We start from the raw sequence: 19,099 nt of genomic DNA on the forward strand, positions 1-19,099 counted from the left end.
GGGTCTCCTACAGGATGTCGAGGTAGTTGTCGGGTGACGGCATGCGGCCGGTCACGGACTGGATGAAGGAGGCGTACTCGCGGTCGAGCAGCTCCTCCAGGTAGCGCTGCTCCTCCTTGGACACGTCTCGGGAGAGCTGGTCGGCCCAATACTTCACGGCCATCGCCAGCGCTTCGAGGCGGTCGTCGTGGCGCAGTGCGCCGCGGTCGCGCGTGATGCGCGTCAGCTGGTAGCACAGCTGGTACTTCTGTTCGGACTTCTGATCGGCGCGGATGATCGAGGCATCGACCACCAGGCGGTGCTGGTTCAGCACCGGCTCCAGCACGTCGATGATTCGGTTCTCCTTCGAGGTGCCGTAGTGCTTCACCTCCTCGATGGAGCACGGGTACACGCGCGCCAGGACGCCGGAGAGCATCTTGGCGAACATGCCGTCACCGAAGTTCGCCTCAATGAGGACTGCGGAGACCTTCTCGGCGCGCGCGATGTGCGCCAGGGTCTCCAGCGTGTCGTCGTCGTAGCCGCCCTTGGTCGCACCAGCGCGGCGCGCGTAGAGCATGCCGCGAAGCATGCCGACGACCGCGTAGCCGGTTTCGTCGCCACCTCGGCCCGAGGGGTCGATGGCGAGTACCTTGCCGGTGAACTCCTCCATTTCCGAGGCGAGGTACATGGGCCGGTACAGGCGGTCGCCAGTGAAGCCCACGGACGGGATGTCGCTGACGATGTACTCCGGGCCGCTGCTGTAGACCACGCGGATCGGAGCGACCTCGCGGTCCACGTCCATCACGATCAGGTCGGACAGCTTGAGCGGGTACTTCTCGGCGTCGGACAGCGACGCATCGAGCATGAACTGGAGCATGAAGCCGGAGCGTCCGTAGGACGCCTCGCGCTCCATCAAGTCCTCATCGGAGAAGCGGACGCTCTCGCAGTTCTTCCAGGCGAGCTTGGGGTTCGCGTCGAACGCATCGGCGATCATCGGCGCGAGGCGGTCGCCGTACACCTGACGGTGCTTGGTGTCCTTCGGGTAGCGCGCAGGCCAGATGCGGATGACGTAGCCGCGCTCGGGCAGCTTGTTGTAGAGCGACTCCTCGGTCTGCGGAGTGCCGAGGTAGATGATCTCGCCGCCAGGCTTGAGCACCGCGTCGAACTCCTTGACCAGCTCGGCGAGCTTCTCGCGCTGCACGACGGTCATGGAGTTCTTTGGGACTTCGATGTCGTCCGCGATGATGGTGTCGGCGCGGGAGCCGGTGAGCTGGCCGTTGATGCCGACCGACTTCACCGAGGGCGACTGATCGGGCTGCGCGGGACCGACATCGAACGCCAGGTTCGAGTTGCGCTGGTCGGGACGCGGGCGCAGGTGTTGCAGCTCAGGCAGGGTTTCGATCAGGCGCTTGACGAACACCGAGAACGCATCGGCGCGTTCCTTCGATGCCGAGACCACCATGATCTTGTGCTGGGGGTCTTTCCAGAGGAGCCAGCAGACGTAGGCGGCCGTCACCCAGGACTTGCCGACGCCGCGGTACGCCATGATGACGCGACGGCGCGGGCCGGTTTTCAGGAACTCGCAGATGTCGTACTGGATCGGAGTGGGGCTTGGTAGCCCCAGCTCCTTCCAGACGTACCAGGCGAAGTTGCGGAAGTCCTCGAAAGGGTGACGAACGTGGAGGCTCGTCATGCCCTCCATCAGTTCAGCCGCCCATCCTCAGCGGGATCGAACGGGAACTCGGACACCTTGTCGGCCAGCTTGCCCAGCGGTGAGCCGGGCGGCGTGGCCGCAACGTCGATGCCGTTGTCCTTGAGAAACTGCCGGGCCACGTTGAGGATCGAGGCCAGGCCCTTCGCGTCCGACTCCATCGAGTCGATGGTGTCGGCGAGCTTGTCAGCGACTGCGGCGTGCAGTCGCTCCAAGGCATCCTTGGGGGCGGTCACTTGTTGACGACGCGGTTCAGTACGGTCTCCAGCGCGGACGTGCCGAGCGACGCCAGGATGCACGCGAGCGCGACCTGGGCGACGAAGGAGACGCCGGGGATGAAAATGACGATGGCACCAGCGGCAAGGCCGGTAGCGCCAGAGAGGATTGCGCGGCCGAGCGCCTGCTTCCAGGTGATCGGATCGTTCGACGTGAGCATCTTTGCGATGCCCACGATGAGGCCGACGCCCGCGAGAGCGCCGACCAGCTTCACTTCATCGTGCATTAGGTCTCTTGTAGGTGGTGGATGCGTTAGAGCGGACGACCGAAGCTGTACTCGTAGTTGCCGGTCAGGGTGATCTGCGTGACGCCATCGGTGACGACGACTGTGAACTGCCCCATGCGGGAGGTGTTCCGCCCAGAGGCGGTCACAGTGCCACCGAGGCCGCTGCCGGAGATCGACGCGCCGCCTGTGACGGAGCGGGAGACCACGGAGTAGTTGCCGGTGCCGCCCGAGCAATAAACGCTGAACGACTCGCTGACCGTGCCGTTGGTGGACTGAGGCCAGTTACCCATCAGGTAGCTCGGCGACAGCGATGCTTGGAACGGCGTCGCCTTGACCGCGTTGTAGAACTGCGAGGCGTAGATCGGGCCGCTCGTGGGGACGCCGTAGTTGGCCGGAACGTCGGGCACCAATCCACGTCCTCGGTAATACTGGTCCGCGTAGATCGGGTAGCCGCCGCCAAACTCGGCGCGGATCATTTCCCAGGAGATAGGGCCGGAGCCGGGGAGGGCCATCAGGCACCTCCCCCAAGGTCCGCGACGCGCTTACGCAGCGCCTGCACCTCAGCGATAAGGAAGGGAATAGCCTTCTCCCACTGGATCGTCTTGATGCCGTTTGCGTGCGTGGCGACCATCAACGAGTAGACCTCCTCGGCCTCCTGCGCGATGCCGCCGACCTCGTGATCCGCGCTCGGGTGGAACGTGGGATTCAGCTCGGCGATTGCCTTGGCATCCCAATCGAACTCGCGTACACGGAAGCGGTCGAAGAAGTCGGCCACCTTGGAGGCCGAGGCGTCCACGATGTTCTTCTTTAGACGCGCATCGGACGCATAGGCGACGATGTTGCCCGTGGCGACCCAATTGTTGCTGCCGTCGCGGTAGGCGCACCACGAGAAGGCGTTGCTGGCGAGGAAGCCGTGGTTGTTGTCGTTGCAATGGAGCCAGTGCGTGGTCCCGTTGTCGGAGTCGTAACAGGTGATGGTTGGCGAGTAGCTCTCCAAACGGAGGTCGCCACCGCTACCGCCTGGGCCAGCGATAAGGAATCCCTTGCCGCCGTAGGTGCGAACCCAGGTGCTGTCCTGCATCCAGATGCCGCCGCCGTGCGCTTCCGAGTACCAGCCGGTGCCGGACTGCTGGGAGCGGAACCAGCCAGCGTTGAGGTAAATCTGATCGCCGACCGTCAGGCGGCCCGCAATGTTCGCAGCACCGTTCCAGTACAGGTTGTACCAGCTGTTCGTGTTCACGCGGGTGATCGAGCAAACGTCATCGCCAGCGCCGTTCGTTCCGTGGATGTACGCGGTTCCCGCTGCACCCATGCCGGTCAACCGCAGCGGCGCGCCATAGGCCAGAGTGACCTGCCCGGTGAAGGTTGCGCCACCCAGGCTCGCCTTGCCGTCCAGTGCGGACTGGAGGCCGCTGACGTTTGCGATGGTGTGCGTGTGACCGGCGTCGGCCTTTCCTGCCGGGTTGAAGTTCGCCGAGGTCCAGACGGTGCCGCCAGCGTTGAGGGACGCGACGCCACCCGTGCCATCGCCGAATCGGAACTCCAGCGAGTTCGCAGCTGGCGGCACGTACACATAGCGATCCAGCGACCCCAGGTACATGACGCCGGACGTGGCCTCGCCGCCAAATCCCTGCACACGAATCTGCCCGGAGGCGAACGTCTTGACGCCACCGATGGACTGATCGTCGGTCACGTTGACGACGTTGGCGATCTCGGCGGCGGTATGCGTGTGGCCGATTGCCGACTTCCCGTCGAGCGCCGCTTGCAGCCCGGTTACGTTTGCGATGGTGTGCGAGTGGGACGCCGCCGCTTTGCCGTCGAGCGCGGACTGGAGGCCGGTCACGTTGGCGATGGTGTGCGTGTGCGTCGCCGCCGCCTTGCCGTCGAGCGCCGTCTGCGTCGCGGTGCTGATCGGCTTGTCGAGGTCGGCGGTATTGTCCACCTTGTCGAGGCCGACCTGCGCCTTGGTGTGCGTGTGGGTGCTCGGCGGGTAGGTCGTCGGCTTCCCGGTGACGTGGGTGTTGAAGTCCACGTCGTCGCGGGTCGCCAGCGCGCCCAGGCCGCCGATGTCGCCAGCCACGAGGGTCACGTCGCCCTGCTTACCGGCGACGCTGGTGACCTGATCGGTGTTGTCGATCTTCTCCCAGGTAGCGCCGTAGAGCGCCTGGTCGCCGACTCGCCAGTGGATGTCGCCCACAGTGCCTTCGCCGACCACCTTGTAGAAGTGACCCTTCACCGGGTTGGCCGGGAACGCACCAGTGCCGGCATCCCACGATCCCATGTAGACCAGCGAGCCAGTGACGGCAGCCTGCGCCTGGGCGGCCCAATGCTTCGCCGAGAACTCGCCCGGCGAGACCTCGGTGCCCTGCGGCGCGTTCGCGTACAGGCCAGCCTTGTCGCGGGCAGCCTCGGCAGCGGCCTTGGCCGACGATGCGGTCTGCGCCGAGATCGAGGCGGCAGACGCCGAGCCGGACGCAGCGGAGGCATGACCGGCTGCGGTGGTCGCCGAGCCAGCAGCCTCGCCAGCCTTGGTCGCCGCGGCGGACGCCTGGGCTTCCGCCCGGTTGGCCTGGGTGGTCGCCTGAGTGACCGAGGTCGCTGCGGCGGTCGCGCTGTCGGCGGCTGCGGCAGCCGATGCTGCGGCAGCGGTGGCGTCAGCTTCCGCGCGGTCGGCCGCGTCGGTCGCATAGCCCAGGATGGTCTGCGCCTGATCCCGTGACGTGGCGGCAGCAGTCGCCGCTGCTTGCGCGTCGGAACGCGCCTGACCCGCTGCGGTGGCCGACGTGCCCGCCTGGCTTGCGGAGCCAGCCGAAGCCAGCGCCGAGGTGGCCGAGGCCGTCGCCGAAGCGGCGGCGTCCACTGCGGAGCTTGCCGCCTCGGTCGCGCTGTCGGAAGCCTCGGCCGCCTTGGCAGCAGCGAAGGTCGCCGCGTCGGCGGTGGCCTGCACGTCGTCGTCGATGCTCGCGGCGGATTCCGCAGCGCGCACGGCGGATGCTTCGGCAGCGTCGGCGAAGCCAGAGGCGTCATCTGCGGACGCCTGCGCGGCGTTCGCCATGCCGGTTGCCACGGACACCAGGTCGCGCACCTGCACGACCGAGCCGGTCAGCTCGTCGGTCAGCCCGGCCACGTCCTTCTGGAGCTGCGGGAACGAGGGGAGGGTGTGGTTGTTGCCCAGGCCGTCCGTCACGACGACGGTGCCTTCCTCCTGAGTCAGCAGCGCGATCATCTGATTCTCGCGCCGGTTCCAGCGGTCTACCAGCGTCGAGAGGCGCGAGGCCAGCTCGGCGTTGGAGACGTAGCCGGGGGTAGTGCTCATGCGGTGCTTGGGTTCTCTCTGAGGGTTATCGGATGCCGAAGGCGAAGCCGCCAATCGACGTGATGAGGTAGTTCGGGTAGGCCGGGGCGTCGTAGCCGTGGACCTGCGGAGGCGGGCTGGATGCGCGGCACCGCACGCGGAATGCGCGGGCACCGCCTGTCCATGCGCCGGACGCCGAGAGCGTCACCGACTGCTCGTAGGTGTAGAAGTTGGACGCAGTGAAGGTGTTGCCGTCGCCGCCCATCTGCTGAATCAACGCGCGGTACATCGGCGGCTCGTGCGAGGCGATGACGACCCACACAGAGTCGCGCAGCTCCTCCAAGATGACGTGCAGCCCGTAGACGCGCGTGTTCGCGGTGACGGTCACCGACACGGAGGGCGTATGACCCTCGCCAGCCAGCACCGGAGCGCCGAGCCAGAACTCGTGGATCGCCACCCAATCGCCGAGCGGGATGAAGTTGTTGCCCGCCTGGTAGCAGAGGCTCGTTGCCCCGGTCCACCACACGCCGGTCGCCGACTGGAACTGCCCAACGATGTTGGGAGCATTGACGCGGCCTCGGAAGAACGCGCCGCCGTTGCGGTCCACGTAGAACACCGCGTTGTTGGCGTTCTTCGCGCCGGAGCCGACCCACAGGGGCCAGTCGCCGAGGTTGGAGATTTCCACGCGGAACTCGGCAGCGTTGACGATGTTGCCGTTGCCGTCGAGGGTGTGGGTCTTGAACGTGCCGCCGTTGATCGTGCCTGCGTTTGCCGTGAGCGCGGCCAGGGAGTTCACCCTGATCTTGTCCGCAGTGATCGTCCCGTCCACCACCAGCGCACCCTGGATGCCCACGGTGGACTGGCCGCCGACAGTGCCGATCACGAACGGATACTTGATGCTCGCCAAGGTGCCGCCCGAGGTGTACTGCGGGTGGACGAAGGCGAAGCGATCCGCGGTGACGATGAAGTCGCTGCCGGTCTGCGGGTTGGCGGAGAGGGCGATACCGGCGACCACGGGGACGCCGTTGATGGTGCCCGCGTTGATCTTGACCGAGTAGTTGGCCTGCCACTGACCGTACATGCCGGAGTGCTGCCCGGCGACCACGTTGAACTCCTGCCGGATGGTGGCGAAGTCGCCGTCCTTGAACGCCTGGACCTGCGTGGCCGCGATGGCCTGTGCCTGCTCGGCGGTGATCTTGGTGGTGTTGAGCTGCTGCACCAGCGCGCCGGTCGGAGAGGTGACATCCAGGTCGGCCTTGCGCCAGCCGGTGCCATCCCAAATCTGCGTCAGGTACGCGCCGGTCTGCACGGTCTTGACCCAAAAGGTCGGAACCTTGAAGCCGCCAGCGGGCGGGGAGGGCTGCGCGTCCGAGAAGATCGTCGGCGCGGTGCTGGTCTCCAGCGTGGATACCTGGGAAGCCAGGGCTTCGCGCGCGGACGCTTCGGTGTCGATGCGCTGCTCGAAGGCGGCCGAAACCGCCGACACCTGGCCGTCGATCTCATTGGCAATCCCCTGCGGCACGTTCGCGCCGTAGCTGGCCGCCATCTGCTGTCGGAATGCCGTGTTGGCACCCTCGGCGTCCGTCAGGGCTTCGGTGGTCTCGGCCAGGCCAGCGATGTTCTCGCCGTGGCGGACTACTGCCGTCTCAACGTCGGACACGCGGGCCTTGGTTGCGTCAACCTCGGCCATGACCGCGGTGCGGACCTGCGCCGCGCTGTCCTCGATCTCTGCGCCGAGGCGCTGCTCGGTGGCCGCACGCGCCGCTTCGGTGGTGCTCTCCACCTCGTCGATGCGCTGGTTGAGCGCTGCGGAGATCGTCTTGCCGTTCTCGACCACCTGGCCTTGCAGCTCGGTGATCGCCTCGACGCGCGCGGAGCGCTCGTCAGCGATGGCGCGATTGACCTCCAGGAATCGTGCCTGGCTACTTTGCTCGCCGTAGTCCACCCGCGCGAACAGGTCGATGATCTGCTGCGCGATGACCTTGTTGCCTTCGGTCAGCAGTCCGATCTCGTGGGTGGCCGTGCTGATCTTGTCGCCATAGTCGCGCTGCACGTCGAAGAACTCGTGCGAGCGCATGATTTCCTCCAGGATCGCCTCGGCGTTCACGTCGATAAGGTCGATGCGGGTCAGCAGGTCTTGCAGTGCTGGCGAGCGGAGGAGCTGCTCGATGATTGCGTTGAGGTCCGGGTCGCCACCGGGGTTACCGGGGCCGCCACCGGGGAGGCCGCTGCCACCACCGAACTCGGCGAGTTCCTGGTGTGCGTACAGCAGTTGGCGGAACGACTTGGACAAGTCGCGCGCCGGGAGGTTTGCGCCTTCCTTGTAGTTGACCAGGAGGGCGTCAATCGGCGTGAATCGCCGGATGGTCACAGTGTAGGGTGCGTCGAGCACGCCATCCTGCGACGGAATCTCGATGGTGCTGGCGTCCACCCACGACACGGAGACAGCGCGGGCCGCGTCCGGTTCACCGACGAACGCCCGGATGTGTTCGCGGGCGATGTACGGGAACGGCACGGTGAACCGCGTAGGGCCTCCCTCGTAGGTGTAGAGCACGAAGGAAAGGCCGCGCGATAGTTCGATCATGCGTCCTCAAAAAGGTGGAGGCCCCGAAGGGCCTCCTGGTTACGGTCGATCAGTCCCGTCCTTGCGGTCAGGGAACTGCTGTAGGGCTTGATCCGCGATGTTGCGGACGCCCGTCATGTTGTTGAACCACCAAATCTTCCAGAAGTCGCGCATCTGCTTCTCGGTGATCTCCTCATCGTCGCGGATGGCCGAACCGATCATCCGCGTGCTGCCGTAGACCTTGTTGAACAGGTCGATGGACGGGATGCCCATCACGCCGTTCTCCAGGCCGGTCGAGCGGTTGTTGGCGAACACCGGGTCGTTACCCAAGGCGTCCGCCCACACGGCGTCGGTGACCGCGGGGATCACGTTCGACCAGCTCGATTGCGCGACAGCGTTCTTGTAGAAGTTCTCCTGCGTCAGCTGCTTCTTCCGCTGTTCGGGGTTGCCCGCAGTGTTGATGTACGTGCGAGCCGCCCAGCCCATGCCTGCTGCCGAAGTGGACAGCACGACCATCGCGTAGGTGCGCCAGTCGTCGTAGTGGTGGACGGAGTTCAGGAAGTGGCGGGTGTAGCTGTTGACCATGAAGCTGCGGAACTGCGTGACGATGCGGCCGGTGGTGGAGTGCATCAGCTCGATGCTGTCCGAGGCGTCACCTTCGAGAACCTGGTGTCGCGTCACGCGGAACAGGAAGGCCGCCATGCGCTCGCGCGTCTGGAACGGCAGCTTGTCCGGGTCGATCTGCTCGATCTGCCGCTTGCCTTTGAGGTAGCCGAACACGTCGGCCTGGGCCTTCTCGTCGAGGCCCCAGGTGCGCAGGCGGGCCACTTCGGCGTCCGACAGCTTCTTGGCGTTCGCCATGTCCAGCAGCCGCAGCAGCGTGGCGCGACCGGCGATGCGTTGGAGCATCGTGTTGATCGGGGCCATGCCGGATGCGACCGAGGTGACGTGCGTCGCCATGTTCATCGCGTTGTCGATCTTCTCGCCGTGCTTGACGTTGAACGTCTGCGGCACTAGCGCATCCTCGTCCAGGCGCAGGAACGGCGGGTTGCGCAGCCAGTCGGTGCCGGGTGCGAACAGCCGCTCCATGACGCGCGCCTCCTGCGAGGACAGCTTGCCGTCAGCGCCGCGCACCAGGAAGTCGCGGGCGGCACCCACGGAGTTCCAGAAGTTGCGGAGACCGGCATGCGCGATGGTCGGGCCAAGCTCGGCGAACAGCGAGAAGCCGACCTGGTTCATCACGCGGGCGAAGTTCCAGTTGCGCAGGAACCGCGCGTAGCGTGCGCCTCGGCTGGCGGGATCGAGTTCGGTGCTGCGGCCGAAGGTGGACTTGAGGCCGATGTCGATCAGGCGCTCGATGTCCTTCACGTCGTCGCCGGACTTGCGGGCGTCGCTCTTGAGCTTCGACACGAAGCGGTCGAGCTGTGCGCGGTTCTTGATGCCAGCCTTCGACGACAGCGCCGACCAGCCGGTGATCTCGCGCATGTAGCGGGTCATCACCGAGTCCACGTCGTTGTCGAACAGGTCGGCCATCGAGACCTGCACGTCCTCGCCAGCCTCGTTGCGGATGGTGGTGGAGTAGGTCTCGTCGAGGTCGATGCGCTTCTTCGCGCGGTCGAGCTTGCCCGACTCGTAGGTCTTGCGCTCCAGCTTGGACAGTAGCTCTTGCGACCGCACGGGCGAGACGCCCGCCTCGGTCAGCATGTTGCCGATCTCCTCGACCGAATCGCTGTCCAGCGGGCGGACCAGCAGGTCCATCCCGTCGCCCTCGAAGTTCGCTTGGGCGCGCTTGAGGTAGGAGCGTGCAACCGCCCCGAGCAGCTCGTCGTCGATCTCGTCGCCTTCGTCGGTGGTGGCCTCCCAGGCGCGACGCATGGCGGGCTTGATGAGCTGCTCGATCACGTCGTCCTGGTGAAGCTGCATCTCGCCGAACAGGCGCTTGAAGCCCTTGCCACTCCAGTAGCGCGGCAGGTAGCTGCCGTTCTGCGCCACGTTGGCGAAGCCGTCGAGGTTGCTGTCCTGCGCCAGCTTGAGCGCATCGCGCATCGCCTTGGCGACGCTGCCGGCCGCCTTGGCGGCTTCCGGTGATACGTCAGGCGCACCGCGCACGGCACGGCCGACCTCCTCGTTGAACTTTGCGCGCTCGGAGAAGTTCCACCAATGGGTGCCTGTCCGTTGCTTGTAGGCGTCCCATGCGGCGTTCACTCCGCTCCGCCATTCCGTCTCCATGACGGCCAGGTGGCGCTTGGCGAACTCGCTGGTGGACTCCTGGACCGCGACGGAGCGATCGGTGTAGCCGACGCCATCGCGGAACAGCAGGCGGCCCGCCTCGCGCACCAGCGGCGACTTGGCGCTACCCATGCGGGCAGCAAGGTCGCGGCGGACGGTGGCGAAGTGGGGCGTGATGTGCGCGTTGACCAGCGCCTTGTCGGTGAACTCCTGCTCGAATGCGCTCTCGTTGCGCAGCGGGAGGACGCCTGGCGTGAGGTCGTTGGCGGCGGTGCCTGCCACGCGGGCGGCGGACAGCGAGTCGTCACCGGCCAGCCGCTTCACCACGTCAGGCTTCACCTCGCCGTCGAACAGGGCACCCCGGCGAGCGCCGAGGGCACCACCGAACGCGAACGACAGGGCGGCGCTCTGCACGCCATCCGCGAGCGTCTGCTCGGGGTCGTAGGTGGAGGTTGCGGCCGACATCAGCGCGGAGGTGCCCGCAGCCTGTAGACCGGAACGCACCGCGTTGGCGAGGCGTCCGGCCTTGGCTGCGTACCCCAGGCCGCCCGTGGCGAGATCGAGGCCGGTTGCCACCGGGTCGGTGAAGCCGAGGGCGATCTGTCCGCCCAGGCCGAACTGCGCCAGGTCGTCGTCCGCCATCTGATTCATAAAGGCCACGGATTCCAGATAGGAGAGGTGCTCGTCGGACGTGGCCCGGCCGAACAGCTCCCACTGCTCCGGGCGCAGGCCCATCGACTCCCAGCGCTTGCGCGCGTCTGCGGGAATGCGATAGCCCTGCTGCGGCTCGTAGCCCAGCTCGGTGATGAAGCGGTCGATGAAGCCGATGCCGCCCTTTGCCTGGGCAGCGCCCCATCCGTCCCATACGGTCGTCTGATCCTTCCGGCGCTCCGCGGCCTCTCGCTGCTCCTTGCGCTCGCGCACGGCTTGCACGATGGGCTGCTGGGTTGCCGGCTTGACGATGTTCTCGTCTGCGCCGGGTAGGGATTCAAACATGCGGTCTTACTTCCTCGTCAGGTACTCCAGGAAGTCCTCGGGGACTGCCGGGGTGGTGGTGGTTTGCTTGGTGCCCGCGTTGGGAACCAGCGGCTTGGTGAGGTCGAACTTGGGCAGCTCGAAGGCGGGAGCCTCGGCGGCGCTGGCGTCGCGCTTGGCGATGGCCGCAGGGACTTCCGTGGTCGCCGACTGCGAGCGCAGGTCGCGGATGTTCCGGGACTGGTCCGCCCAGGTGGTGCGCTGCTCGACCCGACGACGCGCCTGGGATTCCGCAAGGTCTCCCTTCCAGCGCTGGTGCTGTGCCGCGATGGCACGCGGGTCGAAACCGATGGCGCGGCCGGTGTCCGGGTCAGGGATCAGCCAGTTGTCGGGGCCGACGATCTGCCACTGCCCCGGATTGCGGGGATTGGGCAGGGCCGACAGCTCATCCGGGTCGCGGCCGAGCTTGCGCGCGACCGTCTGGATCAGCTCGTCTACCGCTGGCTCGGCACCCTGCGGCATGCCGATGTTTGGCACGCGGCGGCCGTTGACGGTCGTGCGCTGGGCGTCGATCTGACCGACCGCTGCACGGATGGCAGCTTCGCCGGACACTCCGCCACGCGAGGCGATGCGCTCGGCTTCCTGGCGGATGCGGTGCAGCTCACGCGGGTCACGCGGCTTGCCGTCGATCTCCAGGTAGTCCTTGATGCCGGACTTCCAGGTGTCGTTGATGACCGAGCGGGCCTCCTCGACTTCCCGCTTCGGTTGCGTCAGGACGCGAGCGGCCTCCTGGTGAGACTGACCGCTGCGCCGGGTGTCGTAGAGGTACTGGTCCAGCATTGCGGCAGCCTCGCCGCCAGCGACCGTATCGGCGTACTTGGGCGAGACCTTGCGGAGCTGTTCGTACAGCGTCGCGGCGTTCTGGAAGTTCTCCTGGAACGCCGGGTCAGCGCGCTTGAGGATGCGTTCGAGCTGGGGGATGACGATGCCCTGCCGTGCCCACTTCTGGAGCACCTGGCCGCGTGCGGCCTGCGGGGTTTCCTCCCACTCCTTACCGGCCTGCTTCTTGAGGTCGGCGTCGCTGATCTCGTAGGGATTGCCCCCGGCTACCAGCTTGCGGATGCGCTCCTCTCGGGCGCGCTCCTTCGCTTCCTGCTCCCAGCGGCGAAGCGTCTGCTCCTGCTGGTTGTTCCAGTATCGCTTGAAGGACTGGAGGTCGCCACCGCTCAGGCCGAATTTACTGGCCCAGGTGTCGATGGTCTTGTGGGTGAGCTGGCCGCGATCCGCGAGGCCCTGGAGCGTCCACTCTGCCTCGGCCATCGCCTGCTTGCGTGCCTCGTCCTCGCGGTGTGCGATCACGCGGGCACCAGCGGCAGCCGCCGCGCGCAGCTCGTCGCCGTGCTCGGTGTTCATCAAGCCGGGCTGGCCGTCGCCGCGGTCCTGCTCCAGGAACGCCAGGATCGACTGAGGATCGCGGTTGCCTGCGGCCAGCTCCTCCTTGGCGGCCTCGACGTAGAGTTCGTCCACGTCGCGCTTGTTGAGATAGGCGTACTCCTCCTGGTCCAGCATCGCGTACAGGCCGTTCATGCCCTCGGAAGTGAGGAACGTGCCGCCCTTGATGCCGTCGCGGATGATCGCGGTCAGCGACTCCTTCTGCCGGACCAGCATTTCCCGCATCGAGTCGGCCTGCCACTGCTGGCGGACCTGCTGCGCGGCGCGCATGGCGACCGGCATCAGGGCCTTGCGGACCTGCGGGTCTTGGAACTCGGGGTTCTGCGTCAGCGCAGCCATCCGCTCCTTGATGAGCGGCTCGATGTCGGTGCCGGGTTCGGCCTTGGCGATCTCTTTGGCCGCTTCGATCTGCCAGTCGCGGACGCGGATGATGCCGTCTGCCTTGAGGTAGCCGCGACGCCATGACTCCGACTGCTGGGCAACGAAGTCCTCGGCCTGCCGGGGCGTACCCTCGGCGTCCTCCTGCATACGTTGGGTCGCCGCGGCGCTGTACTGCTCGCGGCTGTTTGAGATCATCTGCGAGTTGACGGAATCCGAGACGCGCGTCAGCACCGCAGCGGCGGTGCGAGAGAGGACACCGGCACCAGCGGAGGACGCTTGGTCAGCCTGCACCGCCAGAACGGGGCGCTCGGCGAGACGCTGCGGCACCTGCGCGCGGCGGATGATCTCTTGGGGTTTCGTGCGAGCCACGGGTTACTCGTCTCCGGGAATGGAATAGCGCTTGTAGGTTTGGATGTTGCTGTAGGCATTCGCGCCTGACTGCATCACGCCGCCCAGCGCCTCGGCATTGCCGGTGCGGATACGAGCGCGTGCTTCGGAGCCGCTTTCGACGACTCCGTTCCTGCGGTTCTTCTCGATGAGGGCCACGTCACGGCCAGCCTGGGCCATGATGTCGTTCGCCAGCAGCTCGACCGAGTTGCCGGACACTGCCGCTTCTGCTGCGGAGGCGCGCATCGCGGATCGCAGTGCGCGGGCCTCCTCCATGCGCTGTTGGGTGCGCTCGGCGGCCTGGTCGTTGATCTGCTCCTGCTGACGCTCCGCGGCTTCCTCGATGGCCTTGTTGTTCTGATCCTGGCCGTACATGGTCGCCATCGCGCTGACTGCGGCGATACCGACCTGGACTGCTACGGGGTTGCACATGGGGTCTTGGTTACTCGGACGAAGGGTGTCTTGGCGAAGCCGTAGGCGGACTCGACGCCGCTCTCGCGGAAGCCAAGCCAGCCGAGCCATCGCCGCGTGGTGACGGCGTGGACATCGACGAAGTTGAAGATGGTGCCGAAGGTGGCCGACCACTCGTCGCTGATCCGCCGAGCTTCTCGGAGGAACGTGCGGCAGAACGTGGGAGCCACCAGGGCGTCGGTGCCCAGCAGCCAAACCGAGGCGATACCCTCGGCGTGCTGGCTGAAGCCGAAGATGCACACGGGGGAACCGTCGTGCATCGCGGCGAAACTGCGGTCGCTCGCGGTCACTGCAAATGCGAGCGCCTGGAGCGGGGTGTGACCATGCGAAGCCGCCACCTCCAGGATGTCCTCCTGCCGCATGTTCTCGGCGACGTGGAGGATGTCGCTGGCGGTGGGGCTTCGATAGGTCAGGGTCATACTCGGCTGCGGGAGACGAACATGCCGCGCCACTGTGCTGACTGGAACCAGCACTGGAACGGCAGGCGGTTGACGAGGTGCATGCGGACGCTGTTGGCGTCGCCCAGCACGGGGAACCGGCGAGAGCCGGAGTGGAACGTCGGGGCGCTGGTGCGGAACACCGAGTCGTTGAGGACGCGCGCGGTGTACGCACCGGAGTGCGACGCCACGTAGGTCTCGACGCGGCCATTGCCGTGCTGCTCGACCTCCAGCTCGAAGTACGCGCCATCCTTGTAGGCGACCTCGATGTCACGCACCTGCGTGCGGCCCACCAGCACGGCCTGGTTCTGCCCACCGCGAACGATGGGCTTGGTCAGGGTGAGGCGGTGCTCGTAGTCCATGCCGACGACCACGCGGCCCTCGGTGTGGTTACCGGGGAGCGCAAGGCGGGTGCGGGCGTTGTCCCAGCGCGCCTTGGTGATGTCCAGGTACGCGCCGGGGTCTTGCCAGTCGTCCGTCTTGAGGACGGTGACCGTCATGCCATCGGGCACGATGTAGGGCAGGTCGATCCAGGTCTCGTTGCCGAACTGCTGATAGGTGGGCTGCACCACCAGCATGCGGTCGAGCAGGAAGTTGTAGTCGCCCGTGGCATCCGTGTCGTGCTGGTTGAGCACCATGCGGAACTTGAGCAGCTCGCAGCCGCCGCCTGGGGCTTCCGCGACGGCGTACAGCACGTCGTTGATGGCGTGCATGTGGACGATGCGACCGACGCCGGAGATTGACCAGCGCGTCCATGCGGACTGCTGCTTCTCGTCGCCGATCCAGCGGACGAAGTAGACGTAGAGCTGCGCGTCGGTCGGCTCGTCAGGAGCGAAGAACACGCAGTCGGCACCACTTGCGCTCGCCATCGCTCGCATGCGGCCCGGCATCAGCTTGGGCACATGCGCCGTCACGTCGGCGGCGTCGCCGGTCACCGACAGGTCGTCGATGAAGTATTCGCGCACGCTGGCGTATGCGCCGCTGTCCTCGGTGAAGTACAGCGACTCGCCCATCAGCTTCGGCCGGATGTACGGCGAGCTGCTGTAGCTGTTGACCGGATCGCTCTTGACGTTCTTGGCGGCCAGGTACGGCTCGGCGGTCAGGAGGAACTGGCCGCCCGCAGCGGCAAGGAACAGGGCCGACTGGAACGGGACTGCGTGGTAGAGCGTGGTGACGCCGTTAGACCCGCTGACGCTCACGTCGATGGGGTCGGCGTCGAGCACCTGGGTCACCGAAGTGCGCCAGAGGTTGAACGGATCGGAGACCTCGGACATCAGCACGTTCTCCCCGGCCAGGAAGCCTAGGCGGTCCCGGTGCTTGAACACCTCGCGGATGCGCTGGCCGTCGATGGACGGGAACGGGTTGCTTTGCTCGTCACCCGCGAGGCGCGCGGTCCACTCCGGTCCACCGAAGGAGAACCAAAAGCCGTCCGCATGCACTGGATCGGGGATGCGCTTGAGGATGTGCGGCATCGTCTTGGCATCGAAGCGGTGCTTGATGCCCGGCCGGGCGACCTCCAGGTAGACCGAGGAGGACTGCTTCTGGACGTAGTAGTCGTCGAATTGCGATTCGGACGAGCCGATGATGTTGTAGATCGCGCCGGTCGGCACAACGGCCGAGCCTTTGTCGCCGGGCTTCGGCAGGTCGGACATCGTTTGCGCCGATCCGTACAGCGAACCGGGCGACAGCTCATCGCTCTGCTTCACGTCTACCAGCCGGTTGACGATGAAGGTGGTGTCGGAGAACGTCGCCAGCGCGAAGCACGACCACGCACGCTGTCCCTGGGTGTCCAGGTAGTTGAGCGCGTCGCCCGTGGCGTTGACGGTGTATTCCTTGCCGGTCTCGTGGTCGAACACGCGGATGCTGCGGTGACCCACGGCGACGATGTAGCGCTCGTTCTCATCGCGGACGATGGAGTGGAAGGCACAGTCGTGATCGAGGGTGACGCCAAGGCCAGCAACGAACTCGGCGGGCGGGCGCTTGCCAGCGCCCATTGCGGCATGCAGCCAGGCGTTGATCGCCTTGGTGAGCTGGTTCGGCGAGCGGACGGTATCGTCCTGCTGCGACTCGCCTCCCAGGAACGAGGGATAGTCCCCCGTGATTAGCGGCATCAGCGGTCCCAAATATCAGACACGTCCGTCGAGCCACTGAGGAAGTTGTGGCCGCGGGCGTAGGTGAAGTCGGCGTGCTCCTGCGCGAAGATGAGGTATGCCTCCTCCTCGTGCTTCTCGGTGAACACGTAGAGCTGGTCGCTACCCAGCACGCTCGTCTGGAACAGACGCGCAGCGCGCACGGCGATGTAGCGGCGGGCCGACTCGGGCAGCTCCTCGTAGGCGAGGAACCAGGTCACGAAGTCGGCGGTGGGGGCCGACGAGAACGTGTCGGCGAGGGTGAGCGGGTTGATGAGGCGCGTGCCTCGGATCACCAGCGGCTCGCTTCCGCGTGCGGGGACGAGCTTGAGGATCGACTGCGGCGGCAGCACCTTGCCTTCCGCGTTGAGCGTGAAGGTGAACGACTCGCTGGTGTTGAACCACCAGCCAGCGGTTTGGACCTCGCGGCTCACCGCGCGGAGGGTGTCGCGCGCCTGCGAGGCGTACAGGTTGCCGAGCGCTTCGAGGTCGCTGATCGGCGCTTCGCCGATAGCACCGAGCAGCACATTGACGGCTTCGAGTTCCGTGGTCGGAGTGAGTTCGAGGTTCATGGATTCGGGGCAAAAAAACGGGGGACACCCATGTGGATGTCCCCCGTAGATGGAGAGAGATTGAAGCGCCGCGGGATTTGCCCAACGGCGCGGTATTGCTTACGGGGCCTTCGACAGCTCGATGGCACCGCGCGGAGCCAGGATGCCGTGACCCAGCGCGTACTTCGCCAGCATCAGGGTGCCCTGCTTCTCGCCCTGGTACACGTCCTCCAGGGACAGGTCCAGCAGCTTGAGGGTGCCGACCGCCGAGCGGTGGAAGATCACGCCCACGGTGTCCGCGAAGTTGCCGCGGTACTTGGCCGGGATCGAGGCCAGGGCCGACTCATCGACACGCGGCATCGCGTTGATCTTCACCAGCGGGATGCGGGCGACCGAGGAAATGATCGCCTGGCCGTAGGAGCCGTTCGATTCCGCGTTGATGTCGCGGTCGATCAAGTCCTTGTTCTCGGTCAGCAGATACCACTGAGCCGGGGCCAGTGCGCCAGTGAACTCCTGCGGGTTGTCCGGCAGCAGCTTCTCGTCGAACAGCATGCGGGCGTTGCGGAACGCATCGGCCAGCACGGTCGGATCGGAGGCCATCGTGGCGGCCTTGATGATGGCACCACCCGGCTGGCCTTCGACCTTGCCTTCGGTGGTACGAGCGGCCAGGATCGCGCAGCGCAGCTCGTTCTGCATGCGCTTGAGCGCCAGCTCCGCACCCTGCTGACGGGTGTACTCGGAACGCACGTCGTAGTGGTTCATCGCCTCGTCGATGTTGGCGATGAAGGCGTGCGAGATCAGCATCGGATCGAGGGTGATGATGGTCTCGTTGTGCTCGACCACCAGGCCCTTGATCTCGGTGCCCGGCACATGGTACTCGGAGCCGATGGTGCCGACGTTCGGGAACGAGGCGGACTTGCCGCTCTCGATGTTGCGCACCGACACGCGGCCGTCCAGCTTGTAGTTCTCGACGAAGCTGGTGATGGTTTCAGCAGTGTAGTTCTGCTTGAACAGCGCCCAGGCGTCGCCGTTGGCCTGGGCTTGACCCAGGCGGGAGGGGATTGCGTCCGACATTTAGTCCTTGCTTGAGGTTGAGTGGATTACTTGAACAGCGGCGACACGGCCAGGCGGGCGGAGACTTCCGCGCGGTAAGCCGGATCACGGTGGTAGCGCACATCGCGCATCGCTTCGACGACCTGCGCCTGCGACTGGAACGGCTTGGGGCCTGCATCGGCGTTCGATGCGGTCTTGCCATTCAGAAGGCGGCCGTTGCCGCCACGGAGGGCGACGAGGCCCTGGACTGCCAGCGCTGCGCGGCCGGCGTCGCCGGACTGCACCGCTTCGTTGAACGCCCGCTTCTGCTCGGCGCTCAGGTTGGTCTTAGCCCACTGGACCAGGCCGTCGTAACCGGCCTTGCCACCTGCGGGCGAGTAGACGGCGTTCTCGTAGGTCTGCACGCGAGCGCGCAGGCCATCGACGTACACGTCCACCAGCTCCTTCGGATAGCCCGCGTCCTGGAGCTTCTTGTAGCTCTCCTCGGACAGCGAGCCGTTCGAGTTGAACTCGGTGGCGAAGTCGTCCAGGTTCAGGCCAGCCCGCGCCAAGGCGTCACGCGCGTCATCCGCGGTGGCGTCGTCGATGGTCGCGGGGCCGCCCTTGCCACCCTTGTCGTCGGCTGGCGTGCTCAGTTGTGCGTAGGCGGCTTCCAGCTCCTCCACGGTCTTGTACTTGCCGCCGAACAGGCGCTCGCCATCGGTGCCACCCTGCGCGCCCGGTGCGGGCTGCTGGGTGTCCTGGGAGTTCTGCGGCGGCTGCTGACCTGGGGTCGGCTGGCCGTTGATGCCGTCAAGGCTGACGGTCACTTCGGACTTGCCCGGCTGCGACATTACTTGTCCTCGGGCTTGTAGTTGACGATGACCAGGCCGTTCGTCTTGCGGGTGATCTCGGCCTTGCCCTTACGCTCGACGCTCGGAGCCTTCGGGGCTTCCTTGGTCGGCTTGGCGGGCTTCTCGGTGGTTTCGTTCGACATTGCGTCCT

At 66.2% G+C, this 19,099-nt stretch carries 15 protein-coding genes; all 15 read right to left on the minus strand.

All coding sequences use genetic code 11. The features are described 5' to 3' along the window. Nucleotides 1–7 precede the first annotated feature (7 nt). Entirely contained in the window at nt 8–1,672 is a 1,665-nt protein-coding gene (terL, locus tag WDC87_RS10330; RefSeq protein WP_032961836.1) for a phage terminase large subunit, read from the minus strand. Nucleotides 1,673–1,680: 8 nt separating this feature from the next. After that, a complete protein-coding gene (locus WDC87_RS10335) occupies nt 1,681–1,905 on the minus strand; it encodes a hypothetical protein (RefSeq protein WP_005412392.1) in 225 nt (74 codons plus the stop codon). A gap of 17 nt (nt 1,906–1,922) precedes the next feature. Continuing rightward, a complete protein-coding gene (locus WDC87_RS10340; protein ID WP_005412393.1) occupies nt 1,923–2,192 on the minus strand; it encodes a hypothetical protein in 270 nt (89 codons plus the stop codon). 26 nt (nt 2,193–2,218) lie between these two features. Next, nucleotides 2,219–2,704 carry a hypothetical protein gene (locus WDC87_RS10345; protein WP_126411773.1) on the minus strand — a complete coding sequence of 162 codons (486 nt, stop codon included), beginning with the start codon at nt 2,702–2,704 and terminating at the stop codon, nt 2,219–2,221. Next, nucleotides 2,704–5,508: a tail fiber domain-containing protein gene (locus tag WDC87_RS10350; RefSeq protein WP_005412395.1), complete on the minus strand. Its 2,805-nt coding sequence runs from the start codon at nt 5,506–5,508 to the stop codon at nt 2,704–2,706. Before WDC87_RS10350 ends, WDC87_RS10345 begins: the two co-directional genes overlap by 1 nt. Before the next feature lie 25 nt (nt 5,509–5,533). Then, a complete protein-coding gene (locus tag WDC87_RS10355) occupies nt 5,534–8,071 on the minus strand; it encodes a phage tail fiber protein (RefSeq protein ID WP_005412396.1) in 2,538 nt (845 codons plus the stop codon). Between the two features lie 39 nt (nt 8,072–8,110). Next, entirely contained in the window at nt 8,111–11,275 is a 3,165-nt protein-coding gene (locus WDC87_RS10360; RefSeq protein ID WP_005412397.1) for a hypothetical protein, read from the minus strand. A 6-nt stretch (nt 11,276–11,281) separates the two neighbouring features. Next, complete coding sequence (locus WDC87_RS10365; RefSeq protein WP_032961810.1) at nt 11,282–13,456, minus strand: hypothetical protein; 2,175 nt, start codon at nt 13,454–13,456, stop codon at nt 11,282–11,284. Between the two features lie 3 nt (nt 13,457–13,459). Next, nucleotides 13,460–13,858, minus strand: a complete 399-nt coding sequence (locus WDC87_RS10370; protein ID WP_032961812.1) for a hypothetical protein — start codon at nt 13,856–13,858, stop codon at nt 13,460–13,462. 32 nt (nt 13,859–13,890) lie between these two features. Beyond that, nucleotides 13,891–14,364, minus strand: coding sequence for a hypothetical protein (locus WDC87_RS10375; RefSeq protein WP_005412400.1), 474 nt, complete (start codon nt 14,362–14,364; stop codon nt 13,891–13,893). Continuing rightward, nucleotides 14,361–16,493 (minus strand): hypothetical protein, encoded by a 2,133-nt coding sequence (locus WDC87_RS10380; RefSeq protein WP_005412401.1) that lies wholly within the window; start codon nt 16,491–16,493, stop codon nt 14,361–14,363. Before WDC87_RS10380 ends, WDC87_RS10375 begins: the two co-directional genes overlap by 4 nt. Further along, nucleotides 16,493–17,083 (minus strand): hypothetical protein, encoded by a 591-nt coding sequence (locus tag WDC87_RS10385; RefSeq protein ID WP_005412402.1) that lies wholly within the window; start codon nt 17,081–17,083, stop codon nt 16,493–16,495. Before WDC87_RS10385 ends, WDC87_RS10380 begins: the two co-directional genes overlap by 1 nt. Nucleotides 17,084–17,182: 99 nt before the next feature. Then, nucleotides 17,183–18,136 (minus strand): phage capsid protein, encoded by a 954-nt coding sequence (locus WDC87_RS10390; protein WP_005412403.1) that lies wholly within the window; start codon nt 18,134–18,136, stop codon nt 17,183–17,185. Nucleotides 18,137–18,162: 26 nt separating this feature from the next. After that, nucleotides 18,163–18,948 carry a capsid assembly protein, putative gene (locus tag WDC87_RS10395; protein ID WP_005412404.1) on the minus strand — a complete coding sequence of 262 codons (786 nt, stop codon included), beginning with the start codon at nt 18,946–18,948 and terminating at the stop codon, nt 18,163–18,165. Further along, nucleotides 18,948–19,091, minus strand: a complete 144-nt coding sequence (locus WDC87_RS10400) for a hypothetical protein (RefSeq protein WP_004154577.1) — start codon at nt 19,089–19,091, stop codon at nt 18,948–18,950. Before WDC87_RS10400 ends, WDC87_RS10395 begins: the two co-directional genes overlap by 1 nt. Between the last annotated feature and the right edge of the window lie 8 nt (nt 19,092–19,099).

Origin of the sequence: Stenotrophomonas maltophilia group sp. Smal12 (assembly GCF_037079935.1) — a bacterium.
Taxonomy (GTDB): Bacteria; Pseudomonadota; Gammaproteobacteria; order Xanthomonadales; family Xanthomonadaceae; genus Stenotrophomonas; species Stenotrophomonas sepilia.

Excerpts from the sequence above, each read along its gene's own strand:
- WDC87_RS10355 (WP_005412396.1), bottom strand. The coding sequence starts at position 8,071 with ATGATCGAACTATCGCGCGGCCTTTCCTTCGTGCTCTACACCTACGAG.
- WDC87_RS10390 (WP_005412403.1), bottom strand. The coding sequence starts at position 18,136 with ATGTCGGACGCAATCCCCTCCCGCCTGGGTCAAGCCCAGGCCAACGGC.
- WDC87_RS10385 (WP_005412402.1), bottom strand. The coding sequence starts at position 17,083 with ATGAACCTCGAACTCACTCCGACCACGGAACTCGAAGCCGTCAATGTG.
- WDC87_RS10345 (WP_126411773.1), bottom strand. The coding sequence starts at position 2,704 with ATGGCCCTCCCCGGCTCCGGCCCTATCTCCTGGGAAATGATCCGCGCC.
- WDC87_RS10370 (WP_032961812.1), bottom strand. The coding sequence starts at position 13,858 with ATGGCGACCATGTACGGCCAGGATCAGAACAACAAGGCCATCGAGGAA.
- WDC87_RS10395 (WP_005412404.1), bottom strand. The coding sequence starts at position 18,948 with ATGTCGCAGCCGGGCAAGTCCGAAGTGACCGTCAGCCTTGACGGCATC.
- terL (WP_032961836.1), bottom strand. The coding sequence starts at position 1,672 with ATGACGAGCCTCCACGTTCGTCACCCTTTCGAGGACTTCCGCAACTTC.
- WDC87_RS10375 (WP_005412400.1), bottom strand. The coding sequence starts at position 14,364 with ATGACCCTGACCTATCGAAGCCCCACCGCCAGCGACATCCTCCACGTC.
- WDC87_RS10400 (WP_004154577.1), bottom strand. The coding sequence starts at position 19,091 with ATGTCGAACGAAACCACCGAGAAGCCCGCCAAGCCGACCAAGGAAGCC.
- WDC87_RS10360 (WP_005412397.1), bottom strand. The coding sequence starts at position 11,275 with ATGTTTGAATCCCTACCCGGCGCAGACGAGAACATCGTCAAGCCGGCA.
- WDC87_RS10340 (WP_005412393.1), bottom strand. The coding sequence starts at position 2,192 with ATGCACGATGAAGTGAAGCTGGTCGGCGCTCTCGCGGGCGTCGGCCTC.
- WDC87_RS10380 (WP_005412401.1), bottom strand. The coding sequence starts at position 16,493 with ATGCCGCTAATCACGGGGGACTATCCCTCGTTCCTGGGAGGCGAGTCG.
- WDC87_RS10350 (WP_005412395.1), bottom strand. The coding sequence starts at position 5,508 with ATGAGCACTACCCCCGGCTACGTCTCCAACGCCGAGCTGGCCTCGCGC.